General features: G+C 62.3%; 16 protein-coding genes and 1 pseudogene. 4 read left to right on the top strand and 13 right to left on the bottom strand.

What is annotated here, in order from left to right; translation table 11 throughout:
• Nucleotides 1–58 precede the first annotated feature (58 nt).
• The gene (tnpC, locus tag WN72_RS33090) at nt 59–1,594 is read left to right on the top strand and encodes an IS66 family transposase (protein WP_092215846.1); all 1,536 of its coding nucleotides are present in this window, start codon (nt 59–61) and stop codon (nt 1,592–1,594) included.
• Between the two features lie 393 nt (nt 1,595–1,987).
• Here the strand turns inward: tnpC and WN72_RS33095 are convergent, their stop codons facing one another.
• Nucleotides 1,988–2,695, bottom strand: coding sequence for an IS110 family RNA-guided transposase (locus tag WN72_RS33095; protein ID WP_159073954.1), 708 nt, complete (start codon nt 2,693–2,695; stop codon nt 1,988–1,990).
• Between the two features lie 28 nt (nt 2,696–2,723).
• Here WN72_RS33095 and WN72_RS33100 point away from each other — a divergent pair.
• Nucleotides 2,724–2,894 (top strand): annotated as a pseudogene (locus WN72_RS33100) (transposase domain-containing protein); the annotation flags it as partial.
• Between the two features lie 196 nt (nt 2,895–3,090).
• On the opposite strand, the gene WN72_RS33105 reads toward WN72_RS33100, so the two are convergent.
• Genes WN72_RS33105 through WN72_RS33115 form a run of 3 tightly spaced genes read right to left on the bottom strand, consistent with a single transcriptional unit; the run spans nt 3,091 to nt 4,897 of the window.
• Nucleotides 3,091–3,921, bottom strand: a complete 831-nt coding sequence (locus WN72_RS33105; protein ID WP_092216145.1) for a lytic transglycosylase domain-containing protein — start codon at nt 3,919–3,921, stop codon at nt 3,091–3,093.
• A gap of 2 nt (nt 3,922–3,923) precedes the next feature.
• Nucleotides 3,924–4,436, bottom strand: a complete 513-nt coding sequence (locus WN72_RS33110) for a S26 family signal peptidase (RefSeq protein ID WP_092215850.1) — start codon at nt 4,434–4,436, stop codon at nt 3,924–3,926.
• The gene (locus WN72_RS33115) at nt 4,433–4,897 is read right to left on the bottom strand and encodes a DUF2840 domain-containing protein (protein WP_092215852.1); all 465 of its coding nucleotides are present in this window, start codon (nt 4,895–4,897) and stop codon (nt 4,433–4,435) included. The genes WN72_RS33110 and WN72_RS33115 overlap by 4 nt, the downstream gene beginning before the upstream one ends.
• 278 nt (nt 4,898–5,175) lie before the next feature.
• Here WN72_RS33115 and WN72_RS33120 point away from each other — a divergent pair, with 278 nt between their 5' ends.
• Complete coding sequence (locus WN72_RS33120) at nt 5,176–6,225, top strand: IS110 family RNA-guided transposase (protein ID WP_092216146.1); 1,050 nt, start codon at nt 5,176–5,178, stop codon at nt 6,223–6,225.
• A 587-nt stretch (nt 6,226–6,812) separates the two neighbouring features.
• Here the strand turns inward: WN72_RS33120 and WN72_RS33125 are convergent.
• The 5 genes from WN72_RS33125 to WN72_RS47150 form a co-directional block, all read right to left on the bottom strand.
• Nucleotides 6,813–7,694: a replication initiator protein A gene (locus tag WN72_RS33125; RefSeq protein ID WP_092215855.1), complete on the bottom strand. Its 882-nt coding sequence runs from the start codon at nt 7,692–7,694 to the stop codon at nt 6,813–6,815.
• A gap of 22 nt (nt 7,695–7,716) precedes the next feature.
• The gene (locus WN72_RS33130) at nt 7,717–7,998 is read right to left on the bottom strand and encodes a helix-turn-helix transcriptional regulator (protein WP_008561544.1); all 282 of its coding nucleotides are present in this window, start codon (nt 7,996–7,998) and stop codon (nt 7,717–7,719) included.
• Nucleotides 7,999–8,131: 133 nt separating this feature from the next.
• Entirely contained in the window at nt 8,132–8,629 is a 498-nt protein-coding gene (locus WN72_RS33135) for a DUF2285 domain-containing protein (RefSeq protein WP_092215857.1), read from the bottom strand.
• A 79-nt stretch (nt 8,630–8,708) separates the two neighbouring features.
• A complete protein-coding gene (locus tag WN72_RS33140) occupies nt 8,709–8,903 on the bottom strand; it encodes a transcriptional regulator domain-containing protein (protein ID WP_092215859.1) in 195 nt (64 codons plus the stop codon).
• Between the two features lie 165 nt (nt 8,904–9,068).
• A complete protein-coding gene (locus WN72_RS47150) occupies nt 9,069–9,341 on the bottom strand; it encodes a DUF2285 domain-containing protein (RefSeq protein WP_092215861.1) in 273 nt (90 codons plus the stop codon).
• A gap of 231 nt (nt 9,342–9,572) precedes the next feature.
• Here WN72_RS47150 and WN72_RS33145 point away from each other — a divergent pair, with 231 nt between their 5' ends.
• Nucleotides 9,573–9,800 (top strand): helix-turn-helix domain-containing protein, encoded by a 228-nt coding sequence (locus WN72_RS33145; RefSeq protein ID WP_092215863.1) that lies wholly within the window; start codon nt 9,573–9,575, stop codon nt 9,798–9,800.
• 258 nt (nt 9,801–10,058) lie between these two features.
• Here the strand turns inward: WN72_RS33145 and WN72_RS33150 are convergent, their stop codons facing one another.
• The 4 genes from WN72_RS33150 to WN72_RS33165 all read right to left on the bottom strand — a co-directional run bounded on the left by WN72_RS33150 (nt 10,059) and on the right by WN72_RS33165 (nt 13,861).
• Nucleotides 10,059–10,379 (bottom strand): DUF736 domain-containing protein, encoded by a 321-nt coding sequence (locus WN72_RS33150; RefSeq protein ID WP_092215865.1) that lies wholly within the window; start codon nt 10,377–10,379, stop codon nt 10,059–10,061.
• Nucleotides 10,380–10,924: 545 nt separating this feature from the next.
• On the bottom strand, nt 10,925–11,407 hold the full coding sequence (locus WN72_RS33155) for a hypothetical protein (RefSeq protein WP_092215867.1): 483 nt from the start codon (nt 11,405–11,407) through the stop codon (nt 10,925–10,927).
• Between the two features lie 140 nt (nt 11,408–11,547).
• Nucleotides 11,548–12,471, bottom strand: a complete 924-nt coding sequence (locus tag WN72_RS33160; protein WP_092215869.1) for a DUF2493 domain-containing protein — start codon at nt 12,469–12,471, stop codon at nt 11,548–11,550.
• A 328-nt stretch (nt 12,472–12,799) separates the two neighbouring features.
• Nucleotides 12,800–13,861, bottom strand: a complete 1,062-nt coding sequence (locus tag WN72_RS33165; RefSeq protein WP_092215874.1) for a DUF7146 domain-containing protein — start codon at nt 13,859–13,861, stop codon at nt 12,800–12,802.
• Nucleotides 13,862–14,041 lie beyond the last annotated feature (180 nt).

Consider the following 14,041-nt stretch of genomic DNA (forward strand, 5'->3'; position numbering starts at 1 on the left):
CCGCATAGAATATAGCGAAGTTGCTTCGTCGAATCAGCGTGTCCGAGTAGAATCGGTCATGCAGCTCGACCTCGACAATCTGCCGTCGGATACTGCGCTTCTGCATCGCCTGGTGCGCGACATTGCCTCGGTCATCGCGCATCGGAACAGCGAGATCCAGCGTCTCCAGGCAATCATCAAACAGCTTCGGCGTGCACAATTTGGGCGTCGTTCCGAGCGTCTCGACGCTGATCAACTCGCCCTTGGACTGGAAGACCTGGACATCGATCTGTCGGCTGTCGAGGCAGATCAAGCCTCGGTTGAGACGTCTGCGCCGACGCAGAAACTGCAGCCGAAGCGCAAGCCGCTGCCGGATCATCTGCCCCGCGAAGAGGTTGTGCTCAACGTCGATAGTGAGGGATGTGCGTGCTGCGGCGGCGCGCTGCATGCGGTCGGTGAGAGCGTCAGTGAGATGCTGGACTGGGTGCCAGCGCAGTTGCGCGTGGTGCGCATCTGCCGCCCGAAATATGCCTGCCGCAGCTGCGGAACGATCACCCAGGCTCCCGCGCCCGAACGACCGATCGCCGGCGGTTTGGCCACGCCAGCCATGCTCGCGCAGGTGCTGGTCAGCAAATATTGCGACCACACGCCGCTCTACCGGCAGGCGCAGATTTTTGCCCGTCATGGCGTCGAACTGGAGCGCTCGACATTGGCCGGATGGGTCGGCGGCGCGTGCTGGTGGTTTGCGGCCCTGCACGATCGGCTGTGCGAACACATGTTCGCGTCGGATCACCTGTTTGCCGACGACACTCCAATCCCTGTGCTCGATCCCGGCCGAGGGCGCACCAAGACCGGACGGCTGTGGGTGTATGCCCGCGATCAACGGAACTGGGGTGGACCCGAGCCGCCGGCTGCGGTTTATGTGTTCGCGCCCGACCGGAAAGCGGAGCGCCCGGTGGCGCATCTGGCGCACTTCAAGGGCGTTCTGCACGTCGACGGCTACGCGGGATTCGAGCGGCTGACCGATGCCGGAAATATCACTCTCGCCGCATGTTGGGCGCACACCAGGCGCAAGTTCTACGAGATTGCGCAAGCCGAGGACACGCCCAACGCGCACGAGGCCTTGCGTCGTATCGCCAGCCTCTATGCCGTCGAAGCGCAGGTGCGTGGTCAATCGCCGGCGCATCGGTTGGCTACGCGGCGCGCCCTCGCCAAGCCGATCGTTGACAGCCTTCGCCTTTGGCTCGAGGTGCAGCTCCCTCAACTGCCCGGCCGCGGCAATCTCGCCGAAGCGATCCGATATGCGCTGTCGCGCTGGGATGGATTGACCCGATTCCTCCATGACGGCCGCATCGAACTCGACACAAACTCCGTCGAGCGGGCGATCCGACCTGTGGCGCTCGGCCGCAAGAACCATCTCTTTGCCGGTAGCGACGGCGGCGGCGAACGATGGGCAATCCTCTGTTCGCTGATCGAGACGTGCAAGCTCAATGAAGTCGAGCCTTACGCATATCTGCGTGACGTGCTGCAGCGAATGGTCGATGGACACCCGATCAGCCGTCTCGACGAACTGCTGCCGTGGGCCTGGAACGCTCAGCATCCTGTCAAGACCTGAGCTCATGTGCAGGCACCGGACGCATACAAGTCAACTCATTCCTACGCTTTTCTTCGACTCTTCGCACTTCGGCCATGACAGACTCCCTGCATCGACAACGCACACGCGTCACCGCAACGCTTGCGATCAGCATTCACCAGGCGGGGTCCATGCGTTCCTTCGCGTTCAGCACTTCGGCCGTCGCATGCTCTTCATCAGGTTCGTAAACAGGGCTGTCCAAGCAGTCCGGCGCTCTCGTTCCCGAAGGACGGCAGCAGGCAAGAGATAGCGGACATTCCCCGTTTCGCGGCCCCGCCAGGGGACGCTCACCGCGCGCGCGGATCTCTAAATTCGTTCCCTCCTCAGCATGTTGGGAGCGGTCCCAGCCTCATCCTATGCTCGTCTACGTAGCTGCTACTGCGCTGGCTTTAGGCGCAGCCGTTGCGTGACCTTGGCGCCGAATCCGACGTGGAAGTCGGTCTCGCTGACCCACATCCGGTGGAGAATACCCGCGAGCTTCCGCGCGACCGCGGCAATCGCACACAGCATGCTCGACCGCTTGGCTATCCGCAGGCCCCACGCCCGCAAGGCCGACCATTTTCTGACCCGTAGCAGCAGACTTGCAGCCGCCTCACACAGCGCCTCCCGCACGGAGATATCGCCCTGTTTGCTGATCCGCCCCTCAAAATCGATCGATGTACCGGATTGGTGGCGCTTCGGCGTCAGGCCAAAATGGGCGCCCACGGTGCGGGATCGGGCAAAGCGATGAGGGTCATCAACGCCAACCTTGAATGACAAAGCGACGACCGGACCGACGCCCGGAACCGTCATCAGACGCCGGCAAACAGGATCATGCTGGACCACCTGCAGGAGCACGCGATGCAGCCGATCGTAGCCCTCGAGGAGTGCGCGGCGCACGTCCAGCATGACCTGGATCGACATCACAAAAATCGGGTCGCTGTGCTCGATCAGCTCGCGGACACGGGCCTCAAAGGCACCTCGGGCAACCGCTCCGACGAGCAATCCATAGGCCCGCAGTGCACCCCGAACATGGTTCTCGAGGTCGATCAATTTGCGCTTGAGCAGCTTCCGGTTGGTCAACAACGTACGCATTTTCTGCATGTCGATATTCTTGACATGCACAGCGCGGTATCGTTGGGCCGTGATCTGTTCTCTTATCGCGACCTGTAAGCTCAACGACATCGAACCTTACTCCTACCTGCGTGACGTGCTGCAGCGGATGATCGACGGACATCCCGTCAACCGTCTCGACGAATTGCTGCCGTGGAGTTGGAAGCCGGCCGATCATGTCAAGACCTGATGCCACGTGCAGCGGCCGGACGCATACTCGTAGTCCCCCCGGACGCCGCCAACCGTTTGCGAGCGCTTGCGATAGCGATCATTACCCGAAGGGCCGAGACACCCGAAGGGTGGCTCGGTGAGGAGCGAAGCGACGAGTAGAGCGCGGGCCGAAGGCATCGCGCATACGCCATCAGCTTGCGAACTCGCACACTTGGTCATTGCGATGCTCCCGAATCCGATCGAGGGACGAACATGCCAATGGGCCGGGGAACCAGGTGCGATACATCGCCCGCCGAGATTGCGGTCGTGACACCGCCCGACGGCATGAGCGCCAGCAGCCGATCGCGCGTTTTCATGAGATCCGATCGCGTGACGAATAGCGTCGCAGCTGCTGATGACTGTCCACTGGACCTCCATCTCGGCGGCAGTTCGATGGTAAGCAGATTTGCAGGCTTTGCGACATATACTCGCGTCTCGTCTGGCAGAGGACCGCCTGCGAGATGCTCCTCATAGCGAGATGGTCCCGCGTTGTACGCGGCAAACACCCCAGGGGAGCCATACCGATCCAGCAGTTCGCGCAAGTAAGCCGTGCCGGCCAGAATGTTGTCACGCGGGTCGTAGGGGTCGTTCCCGAGATTGTAACGCTCGCGAAGTTCCGCCCAAGTCGCCGGCATGATTTGCATCAGGCCCATTGCGCCTTTTGGCGATCTGGCGTGCACATCACCAGCACTCTCGATGCTTTGGACCGATCGGATCCAGTTCGGCGCGATCGCAAAGCGTTGTGAGGCTTCATTGATAAAGCTGGCAAATGGGTGAGCGGTCTGACTGATCGCCGGCTGGGCGGCTGATCCGCTCTGGGCCAAAGCAGCACTGCCATACGCGGTCAGAAGAAGCATCAGGGGCACGACAGCACAAACGCGCGTGCCCAACCGACCCAAGCACGCGGTCAGGGTTGCGCCAGCCTTGCAGACATCGATCGAGAGGGAGAAATGATCCCGCAATCGATCGAACAGGGGAATGGCAAGGAAAACACGTCGAATACGCACGATCACTCCTCCCACGTCCACACCGGCATCGCACGGCCGATCACTGCTGACGCCGGCAAGAATCCAAAATATCGGCCATCAAGAGAGTCGCGAGACTGCCAGTTCATGAGAAAGATCTCGCCGTTTCCGACGACGCGGCAGCCCTGCCATTTCGGCAATGGCCGCCCGCGTCCGTCGCGATCCCTCGCCTCGCCCACCGCGACGTCGTCGACCGAAATCGTGAGGCCGGTTCTGCAAACGGTCTGGCCGGGAAGGGCGAGCACGCGCTTCAGCATGGGGACGCCAATGGGCAAATAGCCGTTAAGGTCGAGGAAGGTCGCGAGCGGCTCCGGCGGCTGCACGGCGACCAATTCAGTGACTTGGAATTGGTCCGCCGGTCGGAGGCGGTAGAGACCGATCGGCACGCTCGAGGATGCGTTCCAGATGTAAAGCGGAAGCGGCTGCAGGACGATCGTCGCGACGAGCGCAGCAGCAACCCCCATCGTCACGGCCAGCATCATTAGGCGGCCTGTCATCGCATCACCTTTTGGCGATGAAGCCAGGCCTGATGGCGCGCTTTCGTGTATGGGCGCGGGTTTTCGTTGACGGACAGGCGGTTATGAACATGATGCCAATGATCAGGCGCGACATCAGCTGGATCGATGCCGAGCGCCTCAACGGCATCGATCATTTGCAGCACTCGCTCGACCTTCGGCCAGCCCGACAGACGTAGCAAAATCTCTCCGCCGGGCTTCACATATGGCACGGTCAAGCAGCGCTGTCCGGGCGCGACCGCGCGCAAGATGTCGATCCGCGAAATAATCGTCCCAAAGTCGTTCGAGGTCCAACGGACGAAGGCAAAGATGCTGCCGGGCGCAAATGACAGGACGCGACGGTTCCGATCAAGCTTCCGCTCCTTGACAATGCGACCGAACCGAATCCGGTTTTCGATGCGCTTCTCGAGCCACAGCACTTCTACTTCGGTAAGATCGCTCATGGCGTGGCTCCCCTAGACTCGAATTGGGAGCCGTTCGCTTTGGCGGCTGGGAATTGCGTGTATGGCTTGTGAAGCCCAGCGGGACAGACGGGCCGGCTTTGCCAGCCACCTCCAATGCACTTTGCTGCCAGGTTCGTTAGAAGAAATCCGAAGGATTTCTGGTTAGCCGGGGTACTGAGCGGTGCCCCCTCGGCGGCCGTGCCGCTGCGAAAATGCCTCGCAGCGATTCGCGCACGGAACGCATGGTGCGGTCCGGCGATCGGCGGCGGAGGCGCATGATGGACTTCTATGCAGGGCTCGACGTATCGCTGGAGGCGACGAATATTTGCGTGGTGGACGGCGACGGCAAGGTCATCCGGGAGGCGAAACTCGACACCGATCCGGACGCGATCGAGCTGTTTTTGGCGGAATGGGGCATTCACCTCAAGCGCGTCGGGCTGGAGGCGTTCTCCTACTCGGCCTGGCTGTTCACGGCGCTCGCCGAAAAGGGCCTCCCTGTGACCTGCATTGAGACCCGGCATGCCAAGGCGGCACTGAACGCGATGCTGAACAAGACCGATCGCAACGACGCCAAGGGCATCGCGCAAATGATGCGAACCGGCTGGTTCCGTGCGGTCCATGTCAAATCGGAGGGCGCGCAGACGCTGCGGGCGCTGCTGGTCGGACGCAAGGCGCTGCTCGGTAAGGTGCTGGATATGGAGAACATGATCCGCGGCCTGTTGCGCCCGTTTGGCCTCAAGGTCGGCGAGATCTCGGTGGGCCGCTTCGACGCGCGGGTGCGCGAGATCATGGCCGGGAAGAAGGATTTGGAGGCCATCGTCACGCCGCTCTTGGACGCCCGCGGCGCAATGCGGCTGCAGCTGGCAAAGCTGCAGCGCCTGGCGCTGGCGGCGGCGCGCAGCGACAACTGTGTGCGGCGGATGATGACCGTGCCCGGTGTTGGCGCGCTCGTGGCGCTGACATTCCGCGCAACGGTCGACGACCCGGCGCGCTTCAAGAAGTCGACCAATGTCGGCGCCCATTTCGGCCTGACGCCACGGCGCTACCAATCCGGACAAACCGATCGCATCGGCAGCATCTCCAAATGCGGCGACGAGCTGACGCGGGCGATGCTGTACGAGGCGGCAATCGCGATCCTCACGCGCATTTCGAAAAACTTCAAACTCCGCTTGTGGGGCTTGCGGCTGGCCAGGAAGAAGGGACTGAAGCGCGCGGCGACCGCCGTGGCGCGCGCGCTCGCCGTGCTGCTGCACAAGATCTGGATCGATGGCACCACCTTCCGGTTTGGCGCCGGCGGCAAGCGCGGCCGGGTTGCTGCGGCGATGTAAGGGCCTCCGCGACCCGGCCGCTTCCACGCGCGCCTTTTCCTTCCGCCACGGCGGAGCGGCGTCTCCCGAGGGGACGGGGTTTTGGGTGAGATCGCAACTTTTCTTGCCGGCGGCTTCGTGCAGACGTTTGAAGCCAACAAGCACGGCGCTGGTTAGCCTGACCGCCCATTCCTCAAATTCCGGCTTGTGGTGGCCGTCGTGCCAACCACGGATGTTAGCGAGTTCTCCTCGATGAGCGAGTGGCTGCAAAAGGACGTGACGCGCAGCAGGCGATGATGTTGACGTCAGTGATCGCGAAGACTTGCGCGCGATCACGTTCGCGCGCGTGCGTTGGCGACAAGAATCGCATTGCAGCGAAGCTTTGCGCGTGAGAGAGTGGATGCATGAGGCGTTCTCGTTGCATGCGCAGCCGACTTGCCCACAACGTACTGATTCACAACAAGAAGTTAGTGTCAGTATGTTAGTAAAGTTAGAGCGGCCGGAAAGGGCGGAGAAACAAGCTCTTAAGCTCGATTCCGGTCCCCGATAGCACGAGCATCGGGTCCCCGATAGCACGAGGGTTGCGGTCCCCGATAGCACGAGCTGATTCACAGGTTGTCCTCCGAATTTGGAATGAGACCGCGCCGACGCAAGCGTGCCGTTAAGGGATGAACAGGCGTTGGCGCGAAGTTCAGCCGCTCGGTGCCATCAGGATCGCGCGTGAGCACGAGGTGATAGCCCGGCAATGCCTGGCGCTGGACGATCTGACGTACGTCGTAAGCAAAGTGCTTGAGCGGCGAGAGGATGCCCGACTTGGCATGGAGATGCAGAAGGTCAAAGCTCCAGCCCCCATCCTGGCGGCCGCCGTGCTTGCGCACGAGGCGGTAGAGCCACCGCTCAAGGCCGCCGGTGAGCTCGAAATAGGCGCGGTCGATCGTCAGCACGAGCGCGTCGTCGATGACGCCGGCGTAGAACCAATCCGGCAGGATCAGCTCGAGCCCGAATGGGCGGCCATTTGCATCCGCCGTCTCCTTCCACTCGTTGATCCAGGAGAAGCGATGGCGTCGCCGTTCTGCCGGTTGACGGATCGACGTCAGCACGGTCGTTGACTGAAGTCTGTCGAGACCCGCCTTCAGCCGGTCGTAGTCACGTGCGCTGGTGCCGCGGCCGACGAACGTCAAAATCTCGTATGGCGTTGCGGCCATCAGGCGCGACGTCTTCAAGCCGGCGTCACGGGCTTCGACGATTTGGGAAGCAGCCCAGATCAGAACGTCTGCATCCCAGATGGTCGCCATGCCATGTTCCGGGACGGCTTCGACACGAATTGCGATTGCGCCTGCACGGAAATCGATCGGCACGATCCGCTTGGTCTTTGCGAGGGAGAAGAACGGATACGCCATCAGATCCTGCGCATCGCGAGGCGCCAGATCGCCGGGCAGCGCCCGAAAAAGCTCAAGCTGGTCGCGCTCGGAATGGTGCTTGCGTCGCATGATCGTTACTCTCACGCGGCAATCAGCGACGTTCTTGGCCAGCGTAGGGACGCAAGGCCGGATGCTTCTTAGCGGGCAGTACGGTCCCCTTGCCGGGATCCGATGTCGACGTCTTGGCACCGCGGTCGGCCCACGCTTTCAGGTCATCGACGGCGTAGACGACACGTCCGCCAATCTTCCGATAAGTGGGTCCGGTGCCGTACGTGCGGTGCTTCTCCAGCGTGCGGCCGGAGAGGCCAAGGTAGCGCGCGGCCTCAGGTGTACGCAGGAATCGCGGGGGAAGACCGGCCATCGGATCGGGCATTTGAGGACTCCAGGAGGACAGTGCACCACGCCTGGCTAGGCCGGCGTGTGTGCGGTCATCATGGAGGAGCAGGATCTCGGAGGGGGATGCCGAATGTTGAGGGGGCGATTTCCGATACCCTTAAGCGGAAAGGCTATCCGTGTCTGCGCCCGGGCCGCAGAAGTTTGCGGTAACCACCGCGCATCAACGTGAGGCCGCCTTGCACCAGGCGGATTGTTCGATTGCGCAGATCATACGTCTTCCAGGCACGATCGGGGATCCGCTTTTTGCCGAAAAGCGCCGCGGCGATAACGCGGTAGCTTCCGCCGGCTCTGTGAGCATCGAGCGCACGGATCGCAGCGCTCAGGCGTTCGCGCCGGTGTCTAGATAATCGGTAAAAGGCAGGGCCTGGCGCGCGTCCATTCATCGCACGCCACAGCCGGCGGGCTGCATACGTACGCGCGTCGAAATCGCCATCAAACGGCAGTTCGGCCGTGTATGACGCGCCGAGCACCGGCGGCTCTTTGGACCAGACACGATGATCTACAGCGCCAATACGCAGCACGGCGTGCCAGCCGTCGACAGCGCGGCGCATCTGGCCGGTCGTAAGGTCGAGCAGTGGCCGAGACGGCGCCCGGCCGTCGTCGGCCATTGCGACCTTGACCGGGACGACCGCCGCTAAAACCTCAGGCGCCCAAAAGATCGTCTGCTCGTCGAAGGACCTCTGCGGGTCATGGGCGAAAGCAGATACCCCATTTCCTCCTAAATTCGTCAGTCACTTCGCCGTTCGGACTGTTGGCAATCATCACCTCGTACTCACGCCGATAGTCGGCGTTGCGGCGAAGACATTCCCAGGCGATGTCGGTGATTTCGGCGTCTTGTAGGCTCTTGTAGGAATCCGGCGACCGCCAGTCTAATTCAGGCATTGCTTCCGCCCCATTGCACTTAGCTAAGAAGGATTGCGGCGCAATAGGTATGAACGAGGCGGTTGTAGGAAGCCCCTAATTTGGCACCACGTGGTGCCCCGGAATGACCACCCGTCAGCAAAAGAAAATGGTTCTGCCTGCAAGTCGGCAGCCGGCCATTTTCTACTACTTGGAGCCCGTACCACGTAACATGCGGCCCTGCTCAGTTACCCATTTGGCGCGCGCAAGATGACTCTGATATGCGCTCCGCGCACGTTCTGGCTCTCGCTTGGGGTCCATGTGCAAGACCACTCGAGCCACTTCGCGCCAGTCCGCCCCCTCGCCCTCGGCCTGCAGAAGGCGAACGTACGTGACGACATGCTGTTCGTCATAGGCAGTCAGCGCCGGCTCATTCGGCGCGACATCCGCGACGTCAGGATCTAGCGGCGGCTTCGACATCAGAGACGACAATATGCGCAAGATTCAAAATCAAATGGCGAAGCGCCAGCCTCGCCGGCTCGAAGAATTCCCAGCTGCAGCATATGGCATGCCACCTCCTCGGGCGAGCGTTCTAGAAGCGGCATTTCCGGTATTTTCCTTAATTGGAGCTCGGTCAGAGACCCTAATACAGCCAGGCCCGCGTATTATAACACGTAGCGCCAAAGTACGCGATTGCTTCCTATCCTGCGGATGGACATTCGCAAGGTCTTTGGAGCAAACGCGCGTCGATTTCGACTCGCCCTTGGCTTAAGCCAAGAGGCCGTAGCGGAACGCATGGGCGTTGACCGGGCCTTCGTCAGCAGCATGGAGCGAGGGCTTCAAAACGCGACACTGCTCACAATCTGGCAGATTGCCCAAGCGTTGGGGGTCAGGCCAGCAGATCTGCTTGAGGAGAAGGTGTCCAAAGCTCGGTCCTGACCTTCCGCGAGCCAGGTCCGCGTCCCGGGAAGTCGCGATGTGGACACGCGTTACGACTGCCGACCTAGCTTGCTGGAGCGGCGTCGAGCAGGTCTCGAACAGGCATGTTCCAAAGGACACGCCGAGCGCGCCGTCAAACGAAGTTTTGCTCAGATCGGCAGCAAGTACCTAGCACAGTGGTTCAACGCTCGATCATCGGCCGAGGGAGGATTTGGAAAGCCCCGCCCGGCGGACCGGACGGGGCTTGGTGAGGCGCCCTTACTCGCCGTTCTTTCGCGGCCGCGACCAGAGGAGGGTGTAGCCCTCGCCGCCTTCGTCATCGAACAGGTTCGCGTAGATCGGCGCGTTGAACGAGGGATCGTCGAGCTTGAGCGAGAGGTAGTCACGGCCCTCCTCGGAGCGCTTCGACCAGGCTGCCCCGATTTCCGCGCGACCCACGTAGATGCGGTAACTGGGGGCGTTGTCGTTGGACCGGCTTGTCTCGGCGACGATACGGACGCCCTTGGCTTGCAGGCTCAGGGTGGCGATCTCGCCCTGGAAATCATTGCCGACCTTCTTGAAAGAACCGATGTTAGCCATGTGACTTCTCCTGTTGTGTTTCGGGCCCGCGACCACCGCGGCCTCGATGGCGATCTGCAGGCCGAAGACGATCGGCGACGCACCCGCTCGCGGGCCGGAGCGCAGCGGAGGACACCGTTGTGGCGACTTTCTTGTCTCGCGAGGAATGGGCGAAGCCCAGGGGAAGAAAGTCGCAACAACGGTGTTGCGGCTCAGACGATCGAGGCGAAGCCGGTCTTCGGCCAGATCAAGCCATCAACGAGGCCACGTGCGTCGCGTGCTGAACCGCAATCTCGGAGAAGTCGTCGCGTATCTCGGTTGTGCTGAACAAGAGGTGAGAATGATTCGGCGCAGAAAGAGAAACAATCTGCTGCAATGGGCGGTATCGCCTCCGAAGAAACGATCGAGACATCACCGCTCCGCCGCGGCTTAGTGGGCCGGCCGAAACGCGGGCAACTTGCGAGGCCGTCCGAGGGGGACTGCTCCTCCCGCGCTCAGGTCCCGATCATCCCTCGTTCAATGCTTCGATCTATGCGAGCCTGCTCGACGAAGAAGGCGATGAAAGGTCATCCCTCGCGCGTAGCGGCTGGAAGAACTGGGTGCGATGGATTCGCCGCGAGCCCAGCCAGTTCGAGCGAGCGCGGCTCTGCAAAAGCAGTCAAGCGTGTCCACGTTGTGCCCCCAATACAGACCGCGCCAAGGCAAGCTAGGATCTCTCGCCAAGCCAGCGAGGGCATACCGATCTGGGACAGAGCGAACGCCACATGATAGCCGGCGACGGCGGCGGGAATAGCGAATGCTGTCGCGATTGCGATGCGCAAGTCCAGGGACCGACCAACGGCAACCGCGATCTGGCCGAGGACGAGCGTCAGCGCACCGCCCGCCGTTGCGATAAGCAGCGCGCCGACGACGCCGGCGCCGTTCTGCAACGCCGTCAGCCCGATACTCAGTGCGACGAAAAACGGCAAGGCATACACAGCAAGCGCAAAGATCGCCCAGCAGAACAAACCGATGCCGAGTGTTTTGAGAATAAGCCCAATGGCGAGCATGGTGGTGGCTCCATGTGCATAGATCTGAGAGTCGCGCCTTCCACCACCACCACGGCGCGACCTGGACATAAGATCGAAAACGAGGCAGAGTTGCGGCGCATGCAACTACGCGTTCACGCCTGGAGGCGAGAAGGCAGCGCTCACGCGCCGCCGAACCTCCAGACGGGGATGCCGAGCCGCTTCGCCTTGTCGGCGAGGTTGTCCTGGATCCCCGTGCCCGGGAAGTGCATGACGCCAATCGGCAGGAACTCGAGCATGGCGTCGTTGCGCTTGAAGGGTGCCGCTTTGGTGTGCCTCGTCCAGTCGGGCTTGAAGGCGATCTGAGGCACCCTGCGATTGGTCGCCCATTTGGAGGCGATAAGCTCGGCCCCTTTCGGTGAGCCGCCATGGAGCAGGACCATGTCGGGATGCTTGGCGTGGACCTTGTCGAGGCGGTCCCAGATGAGGTGGTGGTCATTGAAGTCCAGCCCACCGGTGAGGGCGATCTTCGGTCCTGCCGGCAGCATGAGCTCAGTCTCGGCACGACGCTTCGCCGCGATGAAGTCGCGGGAGTCGATCATTGCTGCGGTCAACTTGCGATGGGTCACCAGCGATCCCGATCGAGGGCGCCAAGATGAGCCTGTGTGTGCCTCAAAGCGCTCAATAGCCTGGTCGCGGAAGAGCTCCAGGCAGTTGCGGCGCTCGATCAAAGTTATGCCTTCGGCCGTCAAGCGCTCGAGTTCGACTGATCGTACCTCAGAGCCATTCTGCTCGCGCTGGCTCTTCTGCTGCGCCTGCTCGTTGTCATCGAGACGGCGCTCGATGCGGTCGACGGCACGATGGAACAGGTTGACGGTCGACCAGAGTAGTTCGCCCAGGTCCGGCTCGAGCCGCGTGTCGCTCAATGTCGCGACCAGGGCGTCGAACACATCGGCGACGGCGCCAGCGATCATCTTGCCCTCGGGAAGCGGTCGTGGGTCGGGCTCGTCGTCGAAGGGACGGTAGCCGAAGAGCTGAAGTCGGGTGAGGACGTGGTCAGTTGGAGAAGTGGCATGCGGCGATTCAACGTCGTCGTGGTCGGTCATTGGAGGGACCCTTTGCCGGATCGGCCGCGCCCATCGCGGCCTTCGTGGCGATCACTCAGACGGCGGGCGGAGCGGGCCAGAACCCGCAAGGGCCGAAGCGGCAGCGGAGGATGGCGGAGGTCGGCTATTTTGCCTCGCGATGCAAAGCGCGCCGGTTTGATGGCTGTCGTGTCTGCTCATCGCCGGCGCGCGGCGGAAAATAGCCGGACGTAGCCATTGCCGGCCGGGTCCGATTGCCGTCCGATCGCCCTCTAGAAGGCCGAGGTCGCGTGCCCTTCGGCAATGGCCTCGTTATGACCGACCTATCAACGTCGATCGAAGCACCGGCCTATTCTGCGGCTAATGTCGACGAATGCAGGAAGCGGACGACGTCCTCTGGTACGAGTTGAAGCCGCAACTCTGCTCGGAGGAGCTCGATACCGAAGATGTGCAGGTCTTCGTTGAAATCGCCCAGCCGGGGCGACAACGCAATCGCTTCAATGCCGGCTTCTTGCGCACGCTGGGTGAGCGTCGCCTGAACGGCATCTCCGGCGGCATCTGCGTCGCGGGCGATATAGAGCCGACGCAGGCCAGACGGCAGCAACATGGCTGAAAGGTGATTGGCCGAGAGCGCCGCGGCCATAGGCAGAGTCGGCAGCACGCAGCGCAATGAAAGCATGGTCTCGATTCCCTCGCCGGCGGCGAGCACGTCGTCCACCACGCCGAAGCGAACGGCGTTGCCGAGCAGGTCGCCCATGGCCCGTCGTGGCGTGTCGACTGGAGCCTTGCCGAGACGAATGCGATCAAAGCCGTCTGGATCGAGCCAGGTTCGGTGCGCGCCGGTGATCCGCCCCGCGAGGTCCGTGACGCAGGCTATCATCGCCGGCCAGGTTTCGGTCGGCGAATGCTCGTCCGATCGATAGTAGCAACGAGGATGGAAGCGGAGGCTGCCACCATGGTTGACAAGGGCTATTCCACGACGCTGCATATACGTTTCGACCACCGTCCCCTCGATCCGGCTGGATATCGCAAAGAGCCGGCGGGCGGCTTCCTGTGATCCGGCCGGCGCCACCGAACGAACGGGTTTCGAGGCCAGCTGCGGCTCAGGACGAGGCAGCTTCAGAAACCGCCTCGCTTCCTCGGTGACCTCGCCGAAGTCGCGCAAACCCCGGCATTCGCGGATGATGTCGAGGAGGTCGCCATGCTCGCCGGTCGCAGCGTCAGTCCATTTGCCGGCTGCGCCCTTCGGCGATTCCTGGAGCCGCACGAACATCGAGCGGCCCGGCGTGTTGTGGACATCGCCGACCACCCAGTACCGCCCCGCCCGTTTGCCATTGGAGAGATAGTATCGGCACACTGCCTCGGCCTCGCGCGCGAGACGACGTGCCAGTTCGGCGGTGTCGGGGAACATCACGCGACTTCCCGCTCACTGACGCGCGCGACTGGATAGGTGTCGAGCACCCTTGTTCCAGGAAGGCGACAGCGTGATCTTTCTTTCGTCATTTTGGCTCTCCACGACGGGCGGCCGTGAGACTCTCTCTCGGCTTCCAACCCGTCGCGAACAGCCTCCCCTCCTCTCACTCTCGCGCGG

Source organism: Bradyrhizobium arachidis (assembly GCF_015291705.1).
Taxonomy (GTDB): Bacteria; Pseudomonadota; Alphaproteobacteria; order Rhizobiales; family Xanthobacteraceae; genus Bradyrhizobium; species Bradyrhizobium arachidis.

Coding starts and splice junctions, on each gene's coding strand:
- WN72_RS33145 (WP_092215863.1), top strand. CDS start 9,573: ATGGACATTCGCAAGGTCTTTGGAGCAAACGCGCGTCGATTTCGACTC.
- WN72_RS33125 (WP_092215855.1), bottom strand. CDS start 7,694: ATGCGACGCAAGCACCATTCCGAGCGCGACCAGCTTGAGCTTTTTCGG.
- WN72_RS33095 (WP_159073954.1), bottom strand. CDS start 2,695: ATGCAGAAAATGCGTACGTTGTTGACCAACCGGAAGCTGCTCAAGCGC.
- WN72_RS33115 (WP_092215852.1), bottom strand. CDS start 4,897: ATGAGCGATCTTACCGAAGTAGAAGTGCTGTGGCTCGAGAAGCGCATC.
- WN72_RS33160 (WP_092215869.1), bottom strand. CDS start 12,471: ATGACCGACCACGACGACGTTGAATCGCCGCATGCCACTTCTCCAACT.
- WN72_RS33165 (WP_092215874.1), bottom strand. CDS start 13,861: ATGTTCCCCGACACCGCCGAACTGGCACGTCGTCTCGCGCGCGAGGCC.
- WN72_RS33110 (WP_092215850.1), bottom strand. CDS start 4,436: ATGACAGGCCGCCTAATGATGCTGGCCGTGACGATGGGGGTTGCTGCT.
- WN72_RS33140 (WP_092215859.1), bottom strand. CDS start 8,903: ATGCCTGAATTAGACTGGCGGTCGCCGGATTCCTACAAGAGCCTACAA.
- WN72_RS33150 (WP_092215865.1), bottom strand. CDS start 10,379: ATGGCTAACATCGGTTCTTTCAAGAAGGTCGGCAATGATTTCCAGGGC.
- WN72_RS33135 (WP_092215857.1), bottom strand. CDS start 8,629: ATGGCCGACGACGGCCGGGCGCCGTCTCGGCCACTGCTCGACCTTACG.
- WN72_RS33155 (WP_092215867.1), bottom strand. CDS start 11,407: ATGCTCGCCATTGGGCTTATTCTCAAAACACTCGGCATCGGTTTGTTC.
- WN72_RS47150 (WP_092215861.1), bottom strand. CDS start 9,341: ATGTCGAAGCCGCCGCTAGATCCTGACGTCGCGGATGTCGCGCCGAAT.
- WN72_RS33120 (WP_092216146.1), top strand. CDS start 5,176: ATGGACTTCTATGCAGGGCTCGACGTATCGCTGGAGGCGACGAATATT.
- WN72_RS33130 (WP_008561544.1), bottom strand. CDS start 7,998: ATGCCCGATCCGATGGCCGGTCTTCCCCCGCGATTCCTGCGTACACCT.
- tnpC (WP_092215846.1), top strand. CDS start 59: ATGCAGCTCGACCTCGACAATCTGCCGTCGGATACTGCGCTTCTGCAT.